The following is a 15399-nucleotide window of genomic DNA, read 5'->3' as shown; positions in this document are numbered from 1 at the left end:
CCGTTTACGTGCCTTCGCCTTTTTTGTTGCCGATTTCCTGTTGAATGGCGAGCGACTTTTTGAGGAAGTCGAGAGCGGTGTCGTAGTCGCCGCGTGCATGTGCAGTTGTCGCCATATTGTTGAGGGTAGAGCCTTCGCCTTTTTTGTCGCCGATTTGCTGTTGAATGGCGAGCGACTGTTTGAGGAAGTCGAGAGCGGTGTCGTATTGACCAATATGGTGGTATTGCTTGCCGATCTGCCCGAGTGCTTCCCCTTTGATCTGCTGGTTGTCAGCCTCGGCGAGCGGGGGCAGCCAGTCGTCCAGCAGGGTGCGGTACATGCCCGCATTGTTGAGAGGCCCGATAATCCAGTCCAGTACCAACCGCTGCCCCTGTTCAGTGAGGTTGGCAGCCAGCAGCGCGGCATGGGTTGCCATTAAATGTTCCCATGTGGTGTTCTGGTTCTCTTCCCATTCCCACAGCAGGAAATTAGCCGCTTTTTGCAATAGGGGTTGATCCGGTTCGGGCGCACCGTTTGCCAGCAACCAACTACGCACCAACGGCGCAAGCTGGTATTCGGTTTGCTGCGTGTGCGGGTTGGCGTATTGCTCCACCAACGACACCGCCAACAACCGCTGCAACACAGTATCCATCGTTTCGCTCTTGCTCCCCTCGCCCCTTGAGGGAGAGGGGCAGGGGGTGAGGGGTTCTCCCACGATCTCCACCCCCAACAACGGCACGGTCGTCTGATACGCCAATAAACGATGCAGCAGCGCGATTTCCTCGCTACTGCGTAGCTCTACTACCTTTGCCAATGCCATATCGGTTTGGCTTTCAGCCGCCGCTTTGCCCAAACTGGCGGTAAATTCATGCTCCTCTTGTGCGCTCATGCCTTGTGTTGCCTTGGCGAAAAATTCCAAAGCGCGGAAGTTGCCACCCAAGGTTTCATAAGCGGTTTGCAGGCGTTTACCCTGCAATGGCAAACCTTGCAGCCGCACCATTGCCACATAATCGCCATACACGGGTTTGCCCAGCGGGTAGTGTTCCGCATCCGCCCAACCCGGCAACCGCCAGCGTGAGGTGAGAATCAGCTTCAAGCCTTGCCGGGTCAGTGACTGTGCCGCTTGCAGCCAGTGTTGCAGCGTGGGGTCGGTGATGGCATGAGGGTATTGCCCATCTTGTACGGATTCGAGGTTGTCGAAGAATAACGCCAGCTTGCCGTCATAACGTGTCAGCAGGAACTTGAGGAAATACTCGGCTTGTTTTGCTTCATCCAGCCCTTTGCTTTGCAGAATTTGGTACTTTTTATAGGCTTTCTCATCTTCGGAAAGCTCCAGTTCCATATCCAGCAGGATGCTTTGCCAGTCATGCTCCGGGCGCAGCGAAAAGCTGAACGTCTGGTAGCCATCTTTGTGCAAGCCTTGCAGCAGTTTGTAGGCCAGTGAGGTTTTGCCCATGCCGCCAACACCCGTAATCAACAGGCTATTGGTGGTTTTGTCACGCAAACGGTTTTGCCATTGGCGCAACTCACGACGACGACCCCGGAATTTTTCCGGCACGGACACTTGCCCCATCAAGGTCTTCAATTCGCTTTGTGATTTGGGCTGTGGCGTAAACCCCCAATCGACCAAGCCTTGTTGCAAGTCATGGCTCAACAATTGCGGCAAACACCATTGACCATACGAGGCTTCGGTGCGTAGCGGGTTGTTGCTATCGCGGTAGCCACCCGCTTCCTTGAAGGGTTGGGTAATCGCGGCGCGGGCGTGTTGTAATGCCACATCCACCGTGCTGTGCTTACCCAATTTGAGCAGCAAGGCTTTGGCAAACTGGATGCCCGCCTTGTCAAACACCGATTCACGCATCCCGATAACGTGCGGAATCCCCACCCGATACAACGCTGCACTCAAACCGTTATGCGGGTAGTCGGGGTGTTGTTTGGCACTCAAACAGGCGGACATCACCAACAGTTGTACCCGCGTATTCTGGAAACAGGCGACCAATTCATTTTCAGCAACCAATTGCCCGCGCCCCAATGCATCTTCAAACAGGAAGCTGCCATACGCCCGTTGTTTAGGAACTGTCCCGAAATAACTTCCCGAAATCAGGGGGACTGAGGGACAGCGGAGTAGTTCCATTTTGGCAGGAAGTCATCGAACTGGATGGTCATGTTATCCTTGAACGCTTGGGTATACTTGCGCCCGGTTTCAAAAACTTTACTGATGATGCGGACAGCGACCTTCAAGCCAGTGGTGGTTTCCGTTTTTGCCATGTAGTGTTTGGCGGTTTCGACCGTTTCCAACGGCACACCCCGGCAGGCACGGGTCACATGGGGGAACAGTCGGTGTTCAATCGGGTTGTATTTGGAGCAATAGGGCGGGTAGTGGGCGATGCGTATTGTCAGGTTCAGGCTGTCCGCCAATGCCTGCAAGTCTTGCTTGAACAGGTACGCAGAGGAACTGTTGCTGCCACCACCGTCACATAAGACCAACAGCTCGTCAGCTTCGGGGTAGTTGGGTTTCCCTTGCTCACGCCACCATAAGCCAAGGCTTTCGCAGGCAAACTCGGTGGTGTCGTGGCTGGTGTTCAGGTGCAGTGCCGCTTCGTTGCGGGCAAGGTCGTAGATGCCGTGGGGGATCACCTGACCATTGCCATAGCTGGGGAAGTCATGGTCATTGACCTCCGTGGGTTCGACGGCATCCGTTACCCCTTCACGGTAAAAGTTGCCCAGCAGTTCCTTCTTTTTGGTGTCAATGCTGATCACGGGTTTGCCTGCTTGCAGGTAGGTTTGTTTGAGTTGGGCAATCTTTTCAAACTGGGCATTACGGTCAGCGTGTTGCCCCATGGTGCGTTTCTTCTGGGGCTTGCGGCGGCGGTAGCCGTGCTCCCGTAATAGGCGCGACACCACGTTTTTCCCAGCCGATGTCCCCAATGCCTGCATCCGCCGGGCAATCTGCCGACGTGACAGGTTCGTCCATTTCACCGCCTCCCGCATGGGGTCGCCTGCCGTATGATCCTTTAAAACTTGGCGAAAATGCTCATCCAATTGCAGGTGCGTAGCGTTCAGCCGTTTGCGCCCGCCCCTTTTTTTCGCTGCCTTACGGTGGGCAAGCCATCTTCCGATTCCAACTCCGTCAACCCGTGGCGGATGGTTTTGGGGTCACAGTCCAATAACCGGGAAATGTAGTCCTGCCCCCCGTGCCCAAGCCGGACGGCTTCCACGGCGGCGTAGCGGCGGCGGTCACGCTCATTGAGCGATTGGTAGAACCGCTGCATTTGTTTTTCTATGGCTGATGGGTAAACATCCATTGGCTCATCCTCGGTGTTGATTGGCATTACAAGGGGCTATCTTCCCCCTTTCGCTGTTAGCAGAAAAGAGGGAAGTTATTTCGGGACAGTTCCTTATGGTGTTCGTGGGTAAAGTTGCCATGCCCGCTGAGGTAAACCAGATGCGGCTGGAACTGTTGCAAGGTATCGCGCAAAGTGTCCAGCCGTCCGTCATCCGGCATTTCCAGCACGATTTCACCGAGACGTTCCTGTTCCATCAAGGCTTCCTGCACGGCGGCTTGTTCGGCTTCCACATCCAACCGTTCCAGTTCGCTCAAATTATCGGGCAGGGAAGTGAACAGTAATACGCGCAAGGGTTCACGTTGCAACGCAGGCAACGCCACGCTGACCGTTAGGTTGCGCCGTGACAAACTGAAACCCGCTTCCCGCCCCAGAAAACCATAAGTGGGGTGGTACAACGTTTCCCACGGCAAGGTGAGGATGGCTGCATCAGCCGATGCAATAATGATCGGCAATACCTGTTGCCCGCTGGCTTGCTTGGCAAGCTCAAGGCTATCGCCGAGTGCCAGCGCATCCCACAGGGCTTGCCCCATTGCCTGCAAGTGTTCTTCTTCCACCAGCAAATGTTTTTCGTAGGCGGTACTGATTCTATCTGCCATACCCTTGATGTGTGGGTGAGTGCGCAGCAGGTCAGCCGGTGGAGTAATGGTGAAAGGCGGAGCGGTTGTCATCGTTTATTCCTCCACTTTGCCGACAGGATGTTCTGACAGGGTTAATTCCATCATTTCCTGCTGTGTGCCATCTTTCAATACTTCTACCTTACGCACACTTTGCAGCGGCACGCTCTGGCGGGTTTGGCAAAATGGGCAAGGCAAGTCATAGCTGGTCATCCCCGCTGGAACACGTTCCAGGTCGTAAGTGTAAGGAAATGATTTACCACAGTGACCACACTGCGTAACACGTTTGATTTTTTGCCCCATGTTGTATTCCCCTGTTAAACAAATAAGCTGAAAACGGCAAAACAAATCCCGAAAAAGCTCAACAAACTTGCCGCTGCCAGCAATATGCGTTTGTGCTGGGCACTGCGGTAAAAGAAGGTTTCGACCTCGCTGAGGCTATCCGGGTCTACCTGATGGCGTTGCGGGAACAAACTGGCGAGCGCGAATCCTAATGCCAGCAACCATGCGGCAAAGGTGATGAGTAGCAACACGGGGTCATTGACCACCGCCTTGTCGCCACTGATGAATTTGAGCACCGTGGCATACAAACCCGGAATCGCAATATTCAGCGTGATTAACTGTTTGGCGAGGTCATCCAACCGGGTGGATTGCGCGGCAACATCTTTGGCAAAATTGTCGAGCAACGACTCGTCGTATTTGCTCAAGGCAGATGTGGTGACTTCAAACGGTGGTGGTGAAGGTTCGGTCATGGCAAGCCTTATCCTGAGGTGTGGATCGTGTATTGGATTTTACCAGAATTGCTGCTTAAAAAGTGTGATAGGTGTAACGTTTTGTGAAGAATGACATTTGTCCATTGAAGGAGGTTTCGGGCGTTAATAAGCCGGACATCGATATTGGCAAAAGGGATAGGGAATAGATACCCGCAAGTTGCAAGGAATAAGCATAACAATGGAAAACCCCAGACGTACCAACTACATCTTCGTCGATTTTGAGAATACCCAAGTACACGATATTGGTTTGATTAGCGGTAAGCCTGTCATCCTGTTGCTGGTGATGGGCGAAAAACAAAAGCAGTTACCGATACCCTTGATCAAACAGTTATTGGCGCACGCCGATCAAGTGGGTTTGATTGAAGCAAATTGCGCGGGGAAGAATGCGCTGGATTTCGTGCTTGCCTTCCACGTTGGGCAATGGGCGAAGCAAGACCCAACGGGCTATTTCCACATCGTTTCCAAAGACAAAGGCTTTGACCCGCTGATTACGCACTTGAAGCAATTGAAAGTATCAGCGGCGCGGCATGACGAATTTGCTCAAATTCCGGTGTTTGTTGATCACCAGAAAATACCCGTCACCGATAAAATAACCTTGTTGACCGAACGCTTTACCACCCACGCTAAAAATCGCCCTGCAAAACGTGACAGTCTGCTTGCTTACATTCATTCCACGTTTGCGAAGCAATTAGCTGAGAGTGAAGTTGCTGGTTTGGTAAAGCAGCTAGAGCAGCGCAAGCTCATTAATATCAATGAAAACAATAAGGTTAGCTACTGTTTGTAATGCATTGGTTGCAACCACGCCCGCAAACACCGTCCCACTTCCGCAATCTCCTCCGCAAACACATTATGCCCCAGCGGATATTCCGAATACTGTGGCGCATACCCACGCTCACGCAGCCAGCGATACGCCTTGAGTGCCAGCAAATCCGGCACAATCGTGTCCTGCTTGCCGTGGAAAATGTGGATCGGCAACTGCGCATTCGCTGCATCCAACACAACCGTATCCGTCGTGGCAAAATACGTCGACAGCGCCAGCAAGCCCGCCAGCGGTTTGGGGTAGCTCAATGCAGCTTGATACGCCACCGCGCCGCCTTGCGAAAAGCCCGCAATCACAATGCGTTCGCTGGGAATACCGCGTGCGATTTCGCGCTCAATCAGCTTGCCCACTTCGCGGGCGGATGCTTGCAATTGCGCCACATCCACCTTGCGGTCGAGGGCGATTTCCAGAATGTCATACCACGCGGGCATCACATAACCGCCATTGACGGTCACGGGCATGTCTGGCGCGTGTGGAAAAATGAAACGGATACTGTGGTCGGGCGGCAAACCCAGTTCCGGGATAATCGGTACAAAGTCATGCCCATCCGCGCCCAAACCGTGCAGCCAGATGACCGCAGCAGTGGCGGGGGAGGTGGGTTCAACTTCAACAGCAGGCAAATAGTCCATCACCACTCCTTACGTTTGCGGTGGTTTACGATGGCGAAATGGTAGCACAAAGCCCAGCATTCCATCAGAATGCCCCAACAAACAGCTCATCCCCTGCTACACTCCCCACATGGGAAACAAAGACATCATCAGCAAATCCGTACTCGGTCATCTGGCAGCCGACATCGCCAACCTGTTGCTAGGCTTAGGTGTAGAGATGGACAGCGTAGAATTGCTCGACACCGAACAGCAGCGCGTTGAACAACGCCGCGCCGACCTCGTAGCGCGGATGCGCCGCCAAGCCGACGGGCAAGATTTCATCCTGCACATCGAAATCCAAAACCAAAACGACAGCAGTATGCCGCTGCGGATGTTGCGCTACTTCACCGACATCCAACTCGCGCATCCCGGCTATTCCATTCACCAACACCTGATTTACATCGGGCGTGACCGCTTAACCATGCCCGACCATTTCAATGCTCCAACGCTTGCCTACCATTACCCCATCCTCGATATGCACAACGTCGATTGCAGCCTGTTGTTGGAGCAAGACACCCCCGATGCCTTGGTTCTGGCAATTCTGTGTGGGGTGTGAACAAAAGTGCGGTAAACCTCATGCCGCCTCAGCGGTGTTTCGCCAATAATGCTTCCATTGCTGGTTTCCCCGCATGACCCTCAACGCCAACATATCCGCCGCATTATCACTTTTCCACCATGCCCCCGATTTTTTTAAGCGTTGCTGGATGATGTAACGGTGTGCACTTTCTATTTCGCCCGACCCCACGGGCAATCCGAGGGATTTTGCTGTCGGGTAATCCAGTTGCTCAATGCGGTTGCTCAGGTAACGGTGACAAGCTCGTACTGGGGCGTTACTGTCTTCTACCGTTTCTGCTTCGAGGAAAGGTTTCAGTGTGTCGATGACCGCTTGAGCTTGACCATCCTGTAGGGCTTTTTTCTGTTTGGCAAACCATTTATCCTTGTCCTTGAGGCATGAACAGCTTGCGGATGCTGCTGATAGGTATTCACAAACATGATAAAAATCAATCAGGTAATGTCCTTGTGTGCCAAATTGTTCATCCACTTGACGGTTGATCCAGCTTGCCCCATCACCCACCGCATGGAGGAACGTGCTTTTTCCAAATCCAGCACGGCAGGCGGTGTCGAATAAGATTTTTCCAGCATCTTCTACCGTGCCACCGAATATTGCGCCAAACGTTGGCGTAGCACTGCCTTTGGCGTGGGCAAGACACAGGCGGGCTTCTTTCCAGCTTTCCTTTTTGCCTTTGCGCTTGTCGGGGGCTGTTTCGTCAATCTCGACGATGGGGATCATGCTGCCGTCCATTTCGGCAATGACATAGGCTTTTCCCAACGTGCTTGGATAGTCTTTTATCAACACTTGGGATTCATGGATGCGTTTGGCGTGACCTTCGGTGATGTGTCGGATGCTGCTGGATGCCAGCCGTATCCCGTAATGTTCTTCTAATTTATCAGGCACTTGAGCAAATGAACAGTCCGCCCCAAAGTCCGTCACCGCCCGTTGCAGCGGGAGCGAACAGCCTCGGCAAACAACCTCGGCACTCTGGCTAAAGGGGCGGACACGCTTGCCGGGAATCCGGTAGACCGGTTCGCTTATGTGGATTTTTCCGTAGGTCGTGTGCCAATGACAGTTTTTTTTCCACTCTTTACATACTTCCCAATGCCTTCTTCACAGGCTGGGGCTGTGCATTTTTCTACACGTTTGTTTGCCCATGCAGTGATCGCATCATTTCCCATTTGGCGCAGTTCTTCTATCACCCGCTGTTCGGCGTCTGCTGCTTTGATAATGTCATCACCGGCATTTTCAACCACCTCGATTAGCCCTTCCATCCGAGCTTTTAATGCGGGGTTGCGGTTCAAGGCTTCTAAAAGTTTTTGGTCGCGGGAGCTAACTGTCAACATGGGAAAGTCCTTTTTCTCTGGTTTTAGGGGATGCCATCTTAGTCTACAGGACACCGCACTTTTGTTCACACCCTTCTGTGTGATTTCAAGGGGAAACCTACACAGGATATGGTAAACTACATCGTATTGCGCCTACGTGAACTCATGGGCGAAGACGAACGTGGTTTCCGTAACTATTTCGAGATGCTCGAAACCCTCGCCGAAAACCGTGACCTGCAACCCAACATCAAAGAGGCTGAACAAATGTTGACACAAGTGGATGTAACTAAATTTGCCTCCTATAGCTGGGGCATGAGGGATGGTATCGAAAAGGGTATCGAAAAGGGCATCGAACAAGGCCGCAAAGAAGGTGAGTACAAAAAAGCCCAAGAAATCGCCCGTAGTTTGCTGCAACTGGGCGTAATCCCCGAAGCTGATATTGCCCGTATTGCAGGCTTGCCACTGGAAGAAGTCCAGAAACTACGAATTCAGCACTAGGCAAACTGGGGTTAAATTCGATTCATTGCATAAACCTGTTTGTATTTTATGTCTATTGTAAATAGAATTTACTTATTGAAATTCTTCTAAAAATACACCAGCAGGCTTGCTCATGCAGAATAATAATAATCGCCCCGCACGGGTCAAAGCCGCCTTGTGGCTGGCTGTTTGCGCACTCTCCTTCTTCATGACCCCCTCCCACGCGGCGGACGCTGACCTGTTGGTGGTCAAACAAATGAGCACCACGGCACCTGCTGCGGGCGAAACCTTCACCTACACCATCCGCTACCGTTGCGCGAGCATGTCCGAGTTGTATTGTGCTGCGCCGACCATTACCGACACGATTCCCGCACCGCTGAAAATCGTCAGTTATACCCCGATGGGCGGCAGTGTCGCCGCTGCTACGCTGGTGGGCAAAACCTTGACCTGGCAGTTGGCAACGCCGCCCGATAGCTTGCCGGAAGGTGTTCCCGCTGACGGCTTGGCGGCTGGTTCGACCGGCATGATCAAGGTGCAACTGAAATTTCCCACCTGTGGCGTTAACGCGCCGCCTGCAACGGTGCTGGGCGTTACTGTTCCCGCTGGCATTGATGCGGCTTGCCCGACACCACCGCCTGCACCCAGCCCCGGTTTTGCCAAAACAGGCAGCGCCGCCTTTGTGCAACCGGGTGGGCTGGAACGTTGGAGCGTCAGCCTGCCGACCAGCACGACCGCTTACACCGTGACGGAAAATGTTCCCGCCGGAATGCAGGTTTACAGTGCGACTGCCAGCAATACGCCCAAGGTGATGGGCAACCCAGAAGTGGATTGCACCGATGATGGGGTGGATGATTTCCACACGTCAGGTTGCCCAACGACGTTGCTGCCTTCGGGTTTGACGGTTAGCAGCATCAAACGTTTGCGTTGGTCGGTGCCTGCCAATATTGCCGCGCAAAAGCTGGATTTAGCCTTTGTAGTTGATGGCGATTACGTCGGCGATGGTATCCGCAACTGTGTGGAGTCATCGCAGCATGGCACGAGTTGTGCGCCGTTAATTCCGGTATTGGGGCAGGGCGAACCTATTTTGAGTATCAGCAAAATTACCCCAACGGGTGGGAAAGTGTCGGCTGATGGTTTAACCATTACGTACTCTGTACCTTCATGGAAACCGATGATTGCGCCTGCCCCTAGCAGCAACGACCACGTATATCGCGTGTCGCTGGGGGTGGATGAGCTTTCCGGTACAGGCACGCAATACCCGATTTTGGAAGATGTATTGCCCGCCGCTCTCGACTACGCGACTGGGCAGGGTGGTAACTGGTGGCGAGTTTCTGTGCCGAGCAATAGCGTGGCGACCAACCAAACCGCCTGCCAAATCCCGCAATTCAGCCGCACGTTGCAAGCCGATGGGCGCGTGAAGTTACGTTGGGAATTTCCCGGTTGCCAGTTGCCTGTCAGTCAGTCTGATCTTGGCATTGCGGTGTATTTTAGCGCACGGATTCACCCCGGTATCAGTGTCGGCACGCAGATTACCAATGTGGCGCAATTTTCCACGGGCGACCATCCGCTGGTGACGTGCGTGAATGGCGCGGATGCGGGCAAGACAGGGCGGGTGTTGTGCCGTTCCGCCAACGCTAATTTCGATGTGCCGGAATTGACCACGCTCGACAGCGTGAAATGGGTGAAGGGCGAACTGGATAGCGGGTTCAGCCGTACCCCAAACACGGGCAAAACCGGCTTGAGCGGGGCGGGGACGTATGTGCTGGAAATCCGCAATACGGGCAATGTGACCGATACGCAACTGGAGGTGCAGGATGTGTTGCCTGCGCTGGGTGATACTGCGCTGGTCACAGGAGGTGCGCGGCAATCGCAATGGAGCATGGAATTGGCGGGTGAGATTGCTTTGCAGCGGGTGGCGGTGGATGGCAGTGTGACCGCTGTGCCTGCGGGTGAAGTGCAAGATACCAGCAGTGGTAGGCAATCCTTTCAGTTCACGTGGTTGCCAGCGGGTGGATTATTGCCGGGGGAAAAGTTGCGGATTATAGCACCCGTGCGGCAGTTGGCGGGTGAGGCAATGCCCGCGAATCTGAGCGTGGCGTGGAACAGTTTTGCCTACACCGCGAGTTATTACGACACGACGACTAAGGCTACCGAAACGCTGCTGACGACCGAGCCGCCGAAAGTGGGTTTAGTGATGGTGGATACGGCGGCAGTGGCGGGTTTGGGGGATTACGTGTGGTTTGACCGCAATGGCGATGGGCAGCAGGATGCAGGCGAGCCGCCGTTGGAAGGGGTGACGGTGCGCGTGTATGACGGCACAACTTTGGTGGCAGAAACGCTGACCGATGCAGTGGGGCATTACGCTTTCTGGGGTTTGCTGCCTAACCATGCCTATAGCGTGAAGCTGGATAAGGCAGAGGATTATTTGGCAGGCAATCCGCTGGGTGGAATGCAGCCAAAGGGGATTGAGGCGGCGAGTACCGGCGCGGCGGGCAGTTTTGCGGCGGATTATGACTTCGGGTTTACATTGCCAGCCGCGTTGGGCGATAAGGTGTGGTTTGACGTGAATGGCGATGGGGCGCAAGACAGCAGGTAAAACGCGGTGAGGCGGTGGTTTACACGCTGACGGTGAGTAATACGGGGGCGGATGATGCGTCGGGTGTGCAAGTGCGCGATGTGTTGCCGGAGTCCTTGCAGTTTCAACGGGCTAGTCCGGTGGGGGAATACGATGCGCTGACGGGGGTGTGGAATGTGGGGTGGTTGGCGGCGAAGGATAATCGGCAGTTACAGATTATGGCAAAGGTGCGCTGAGATAAGAATTACGACAGATGTTCTCCTGTTTTTGTGTAGCCGCCTGTCGAATATCTGCAACCGTTTCACACTTATTTTATTGTTAGTGCATACTGACTATTGACAGCATGGATAATAGTGGTTATGATCGCCGCCTCTTGGCTACATAGCTCAGTTGGTTAGAGCACATCACTCATAATGATGGGGTCCCTAGTTCGAATCTAGGTGTAGCCACCAACAAATTCAAAGGGTTGCATCTTAACGGGTGCAGCCCTTTTTCGTTTTGGTAATTTTTTCGGCTTTCATAAACCCCACACATGGATCCTGACCACCTCTGAAAATAATTTTCAGAAAGATTAGCTCACAGCCCACCGGACATCATTAGCAAGCCAAAAAACGGTGCAAGTACAATTCCACCCAGCACAGCAGTCACGCCATCCGCAGCCAGCGTTAGCGGCGTCAGGGCAATTTTCGCAGCAGTATCCGCCACACCATCAGGCGCAACAATGGTCAATTCATACGGCTGGCGGAAGAATGCGGTTTGCGGCACTTTCACGCTGCCTGCCAAATAGCGCGTTCCCTGAATATTCGCACTGTATGCCAAGGTATTCCCCTGTTGGCTGAAACCGCGTTGGGTGAGGAATTGGTGTTCATCTACCGTGAGTTTCCCTACATCCGCTTGCAAGGTGTAGCTGCCGCTGACACTTTGCCCTGCATTGACGGTGAATTTGCCGAATGTCGGGGTGAGTTTGGTACGTCCGTTCCATTGCAAGACGGATCTCAGCGGCTCATTCAGCGGGAAGATGAAGTGGTGTTGTTCACCAGCAACTACTAGCGTGGCTTTATCGGGGGTGATGAGGAAACTGTTGATTTTTTCAGTGCTGGTGTTTTTGCTGGAATGCAAAGCGTTCGTTGCACAACCGAACGAAGCAACACTCAAAAGAGCAATGAGTATGTAGCGAAGTAAGTGGCGCATGATCTTCCTCCTTATATTGTTAACAGTGGGAAGATCATGCACCAAACCTGACGAACCGAATAGCTTAGGGTAGGGAAGTTGCAGATAACGCGACGTTAGGGTGTGCTATTCAACACCCGCTCCACCAACAATTCCCCTGACTCTCCTGAAACTTCATTACCGCATCGTACTTAGGTGCACTGCTACGCGGTTGATTCAGACTTTCCTTAAGCCCGAAACTGCCGTATTGACTGAAGGTGTGTGGCACGCTAAATAGCATAAAGGTTTGCCCACCGGCAGCTTTCCAAGCTTCCAACAGGCGCTGGTAACGTTCGCCCATGCGTGGGTCGCGGTTGGCGGCATGGAGTAAATCAATCATGTTTTGCCTGCGGTCGGTAGCGATTTCGCCGCCAATGGTCAGGTGTTGCCCGCCTTCGTAAGCGTATAAGGCTTTGCCATACTTTTGGGCGACTGCTGCTTGCTTGGCGAACTGGTTCTTGAGACCTTCAATACCGAAAGGATCGCTGGGGTTATCAATCGCGGCAAAAATATCATCGACAGAGGTAGCATTCACCAGCGGTTTGGGGATTTTGTTACTATCATTGCAGGCAGGCAGTTTGGCATCGTCATTGCGCCAACAAGCATAGAAATAGCCACCTGTCGCAATCGCATCCACATATTGGCGCGTATCGCTGTAGGCCAGCATTCGTTCGGTACGGTTGGCGTCATTCTGGTATGTCCCCAATAGGCGGATCAGACGTTGCGTGCCGCCAAATTCATCTTCCCAAATCTGAAAGACTTTGCTGGCTTGTTTTGCGTAGAAATTAGCACCGCGCCAGGCATCGGTAGGGCTACCCAGTTCTTCGCCTTTTTTGAGCACGTAACGATACGCCCAGAAAATACCATTCCAGGTTTCATTGCTGTACTCGACATGGGCTTTTAAACCCGGTTTGAGGTGTGCTTCAACGTAGCGGGCAAATTCCCTGATGTAGGTTTCAGAAGCATTATGAGGGATGTTAAACCACGGGTGCGCGTTTAACTGGTTTGCCAGTTCGACTTGTACTTCAATAGGCACACCACGCCCGTAACGTTCCAGACGCGCGATATTGCCGGATGCGCCCCATACCGCATCCGCGAGTTTGCTACGCTGATCCCAGCGGAATTCTTGCACCAAACAGGTTTGGTCAAAGATCAGATTGCCATCGGCATCGCGGATGAAACTGTTGGTTTTGCCGGGTTCGGTTTGCGCACAGGTGAGGTAGCTTGGGCTGGCTTCCATCAGATTCATCATGCGCACCACGCGGAAGTCTTTGAGGAAGTTTAAGTAGCTGGGGTTGAAGACAATGGCATTACGGTCAGTGCGCAAAGTGTCTTCAAAGCTGCGGTACTGACCTGCTGGGCAATTAGCCGCGCTGTCTACTCGCGTGAACGGTTTGCCTTCGCAAATACCACCGGGCATGACAATGCGGATATTTTTGACAGTGCCACTGACAATTTTTACACCGATACGGTTATTGGTGGGGACACTATCCAGTTTGACGGGTAGGGTAATGTCGATTTCATCACGCCCCGGTGTGTTGCTCACCATTTTGGCGTAGCCAGAATATTCCAGCTTGCCATTGCCTTCGTACAACACGGTGTAACGTCCATTGGGAACTTGACCTTGCACGGCACTATCCAGCAGGAAGGTGCGGATAATGCAAGTAGTGCTGGGTGGTGTAGTCGCCCAGCCGTTTTCATCATAAACCACGTCTTTACAGGAATATTCACGCAAAGGACGGGCAACCCGAAAAATGTCGGCAAAAGGTATGGGGGACGAAATGCTGTTTTGTTCAGCTTGTGGTGCTTCGCTATTAATGCCCAGCGACGGTTGGAACAGGGCTGCCGGTGTTTGCCCATAGACGCTGAGTTGTTGAGCTAACACGTTTTCAAATTGATCAGGCGAAACGTTCCACGCTAAGTTCAGGCTGTTGGCGTTTGCGCCCAGTTGAATACCATTGCTGGGGTTACGGTCGCTGTCGAGGCTGAGGAAAAAACGTTCCAGATTTTTACGCACATGGTAGGTGCAGGCACTAAGGTCTGCATTGCCACTGCACAGTGCCGCTGCCATATCGTGTTGCGTTAAGCTGGTTTTGCCGATTACTGACAGTTGCGTGTTGCTGCCTAAGTGAAGCAGTAGGTTGCTAGAGGGAGCGGTGAAACTGCCATCTGCACCACTCACATTGCCAGCACTGAGGTATTGCAAACCACTGATGGGCGTTTCGGCATTGCTGCGGGTCGGGTCAAGCAGTAACAAACGCCCGTTATTACTGGAAGACGGGGGAGGGTTACTGGTTTCACCCCCGCCACCGCAACTGTTCAGTAACAGCGATAACGCTGCCACCATTATTATTTTAGTCTGCATATTGTTGTAGCCCTTATATTCATTAGTCGACTAAAAACCGAAGATGCCGTTGGCGTTAACGGTGCGAGTCGGGCAATTACCCCGGAACATTTCCCATTCATCACAACGTTTACCACTGGGTAATACACAATCCGCACGTTCGCCTTCTGGGGTTTGGCGAATGTCTAGTTTGCCGTGGTTCTGAAGGCAATTGAGTGATGCGGGGCTGGCTGCACGTACTGCATGAGGTGCAGCGTTTAGAGGAGGAGGCGTACTGCCACAAGCACTGAGTGTTGTTACCACGATGCTAATGAAAAAGCCTAATCTCAAACTCATGATAGTTCCTTTGTTACGTTAACTGGCGCAACGGATGCATAGCGTTGCATAAGGCAGTGCATCCAATCTCGCCGCACTGATCGGCTCACCACACTTGGCACACATGCCGTATTCACCACTGTCAATGCGTTTTAGAGCACTGCGCACTTGCTTCAGTTCCAGTTGGGTTTCTTCTTTTAAATTACGCAGCACATCTTCATTTTCACGTTCGGTGATTTGTTCAGCAGAATCGGCACTGTGTTCGCTGCTAAGGTCATGGCTGACGTTATCAATGCGTGAGACAAGCACTTTTTCCAGTTCTTTTAGATGCTTATGCTTTTCTTCATACATGTTTTCTGTTCTCATTAAGGCTTAAAGGAATGATGATAACGCATTGTCGGGTTTCCGGCATGATGTAGTG

16 protein-coding genes, 1 tRNA gene and 1 pseudogene are annotated in these 15399 nt (G+C 52.8%); 6 read left to right on the top strand and 12 right to left on the bottom strand.

Annotated features, from left to right (window positions below; translation table 11 throughout):
- Positions 1-4 precede the first annotated feature (4 nt).
- Genes QJT81_11750 through QJT81_11725 form a run of 6 tightly spaced genes read right to left on the bottom strand, consistent with a single transcriptional unit; the run spans position 5 to position 4692 of the window.
- Positions 5-2113: a tetratricopeptide repeat protein gene (locus QJT81_11750; protein WGZ92547.1), complete on the bottom strand. Its 2109-nt coding sequence runs from the start codon at positions 2111-2113 to the stop codon at positions 5-7.
- Positions 2080-3021, bottom strand: coding sequence for an ISAzo13 family transposase (locus QJT81_11745; GenBank protein ID WGZ92546.1), 942 nt, complete (start codon positions 3019-3021; stop codon positions 2080-2082). Before QJT81_11745 ends, QJT81_11750 begins: the two co-directional genes overlap by 34 nt.
- A 17-nt stretch (positions 3022-3038) precedes the next feature.
- On the bottom strand, positions 3039-3311 hold the full coding sequence (locus QJT81_11740) for a hypothetical protein (GenBank protein WGZ92545.1): 273 nt from the start codon (positions 3309-3311) through the stop codon (positions 3039-3041).
- Between the two features lie 29 nt (positions 3312-3340).
- The gene (locus QJT81_11735; protein WGZ92544.1) at positions 3341-3994 is read right to left on the bottom strand and encodes a CHAT domain-containing protein; all 654 of its coding nucleotides are present in this window, start codon (positions 3992-3994) and stop codon (positions 3341-3343) included.
- Between the two features lie 3 nt (positions 3995-3997).
- Positions 3998-4243 carry a hypothetical protein gene (locus QJT81_11730; protein WGZ92543.1) on the bottom strand — a complete coding sequence of 82 codons (246 nt, stop codon included), beginning with the start codon at positions 4241-4243 and terminating at the stop codon, positions 3998-4000.
- A gap of 14 nt (positions 4244-4257) precedes the next feature.
- The gene (locus QJT81_11725; GenBank protein ID WGZ92542.1) at positions 4258-4692 is read right to left on the bottom strand and encodes a hypothetical protein; all 435 of its coding nucleotides are present in this window, start codon (positions 4690-4692) and stop codon (positions 4258-4260) included.
- Positions 4693-4891: 199 nt separating this feature from the next.
- Here QJT81_11725 and QJT81_11720 point away from each other — a divergent pair, with 199 nt between their 5' ends.
- On the top strand, positions 4892-5497 hold the full coding sequence (locus QJT81_11720) for a PIN domain-containing protein (protein ID WGZ92541.1): 606 nt from the start codon (positions 4892-4894) through the stop codon (positions 5495-5497).
- Here the strand turns inward: QJT81_11720 and QJT81_11715 are convergent.
- Positions 5485-6162: a dienelactone hydrolase family protein gene (locus QJT81_11715; protein ID WGZ92540.1), complete on the bottom strand. Its 678-nt coding sequence runs from the start codon at positions 6160-6162 to the stop codon at positions 5485-5487. The two genes, QJT81_11720 and QJT81_11715, sit on opposite strands and share 13 nt — an antisense overlap.
- Positions 6163-6271: 109 nt before the next feature.
- Between QJT81_11715 and QJT81_11710 the strand changes: the two genes are divergently transcribed.
- A complete protein-coding gene (locus QJT81_11710; GenBank protein ID WGZ92539.1) occupies positions 6272-6736 on the top strand; it encodes a hypothetical protein in 465 nt (154 codons plus the stop codon).
- 18 nt (positions 6737-6754) lie between these two features.
- Here the strand turns inward: QJT81_11710 and QJT81_11705 are convergent.
- Positions 6755-8079 (bottom strand): annotated as a pseudogene (locus tag QJT81_11705) (UPF0236 family protein).
- Between the two features lie 108 nt (positions 8080-8187).
- Between QJT81_11705 and QJT81_11700 the strand changes: the two are divergent.
- The 4 genes from QJT81_11700 (at position 8188) to QJT81_11685 (ending at position 11562) form a co-directional block, all read left to right on the top strand.
- Positions 8188-8556, top strand: coding sequence for a hypothetical protein (locus tag QJT81_11700; GenBank protein ID WGZ92538.1), 369 nt, complete (start codon positions 8188-8190; stop codon positions 8554-8556).
- A gap of 112 nt (positions 8557-8668) precedes the next feature.
- Positions 8669-11131: an SdrD B-like domain-containing protein gene (locus QJT81_11695; protein ID WGZ92537.1), complete on the top strand. Its 2463-nt coding sequence runs from the start codon at positions 8669-8671 to the stop codon at positions 11129-11131.
- Positions 11132-11145: 14 nt separating this feature from the next.
- Entirely contained in the window at positions 11146-11346 is a 201-nt protein-coding gene (locus tag QJT81_11690; protein ID WGZ92536.1) for a DUF11 domain-containing protein, read from the top strand.
- Between the two features lie 139 nt (positions 11347-11485).
- Positions 11486-11562, top strand: a tRNA-Met gene (locus tag QJT81_11685).
- A 124-nt stretch (positions 11563-11686) separates the two neighbouring features.
- Here the strand turns inward: QJT81_11685 and QJT81_11680 are convergent.
- From QJT81_11680 to QJT81_11665, 4 genes are all read right to left on the bottom strand, one after another.
- On the bottom strand, positions 11687-12301 hold the full coding sequence (locus QJT81_11680) for a hypothetical protein (GenBank protein WGZ92535.1): 615 nt from the start codon (positions 12299-12301) through the stop codon (positions 11687-11689).
- Positions 12302-12410: 109 nt separating this feature from the next.
- Positions 12411-14684 carry a hypothetical protein gene (locus QJT81_11675; GenBank protein ID WGZ92534.1) on the bottom strand — a complete coding sequence of 758 codons (2274 nt, stop codon included), beginning with the start codon at positions 14682-14684 and terminating at the stop codon, positions 12411-12413.
- A 30-nt stretch (positions 14685-14714) separates the two neighbouring features.
- Positions 14715-14999 carry a DUF333 domain-containing protein gene (locus QJT81_11670; GenBank protein WGZ92533.1) on the bottom strand — a complete coding sequence of 95 codons (285 nt, stop codon included), beginning with the start codon at positions 14997-14999 and terminating at the stop codon, positions 14715-14717.
- An 18-nt stretch (positions 15000-15017) separates the two neighbouring features.
- Entirely contained in the window at positions 15018-15329 is a 312-nt protein-coding gene (locus QJT81_11665) for a TraR/DksA family transcriptional regulator (GenBank protein ID WGZ92532.1), read from the bottom strand.
- Positions 15330-15399 lie beyond the last annotated feature (70 nt).

Source organism: Candidatus Thiothrix putei (assembly GCA_029972225.1).
GTDB lineage: Bacteria > Pseudomonadota > Gammaproteobacteria > Thiotrichales > Thiotrichaceae > Thiothrix > Thiothrix putei.
This window is presented reverse-complemented; position numbering and strand designations above follow the sequence as displayed.

Coding starts and splice junctions, on each gene's coding strand:
- QJT81_11725 (WGZ92542.1), bottom strand. CDS start 4,692: ATGACCGAACCTTCACCACCACCGTTTGAAGTCACCACATCTGCCTTG.
- QJT81_11675 (WGZ92534.1), bottom strand. CDS start 14,684: ATGCAGACTAAAATAATAATGGTGGCAGCGTTATCGCTGTTACTGAAC.
- QJT81_11665 (WGZ92532.1), bottom strand. CDS start 15,329: ATGTATGAAGAAAAGCATAAGCATCTAAAAGAACTGGAAAAAGTGCTT.
- QJT81_11680 (WGZ92535.1), bottom strand. CDS start 12,301: ATGCGCCACTTACTTCGCTACATACTCATTGCTCTTTTGAGTGTTGCT.
- QJT81_11735 (WGZ92544.1), bottom strand. CDS start 3,994: ATGACAACCGCTCCGCCTTTCACCATTACTCCACCGGCTGACCTGCTG.
- QJT81_11700 (WGZ92538.1), top strand. CDS start 8,188: ATGGTAAACTACATCGTATTGCGCCTACGTGAACTCATGGGCGAAGAC.
- QJT81_11715 (WGZ92540.1), bottom strand. CDS start 6,162: ATGGACTATTTGCCTGCTGTTGAAGTTGAACCCACCTCCCCCGCCACT.
- QJT81_11750 (WGZ92547.1), bottom strand. CDS start 2,113: ATGGAACTACTCCGCTGTCCCTCAGTCCCCCTGATTTCGGGAAGTTAT.
- QJT81_11695 (WGZ92537.1), top strand. CDS start 8,669: ATGCAGAATAATAATAATCGCCCCGCACGGGTCAAAGCCGCCTTGTGG.
- QJT81_11670 (WGZ92533.1), bottom strand. CDS start 14,999: ATGAGTTTGAGATTAGGCTTTTTCATTAGCATCGTGGTAACAACACTC.
- QJT81_11740 (WGZ92545.1), bottom strand. CDS start 3,311: ATGCCAATCAACACCGAGGATGAGCCAATGGATGTTTACCCATCAGCC.
- QJT81_11710 (WGZ92539.1), top strand. CDS start 6,272: ATGGGAAACAAAGACATCATCAGCAAATCCGTACTCGGTCATCTGGCA.
- QJT81_11730 (WGZ92543.1), bottom strand. CDS start 4,243: ATGGGGCAAAAAATCAAACGTGTTACGCAGTGTGGTCACTGTGGTAAA.
- QJT81_11720 (WGZ92541.1), top strand. CDS start 4,892: ATGGAAAACCCCAGACGTACCAACTACATCTTCGTCGATTTTGAGAAT.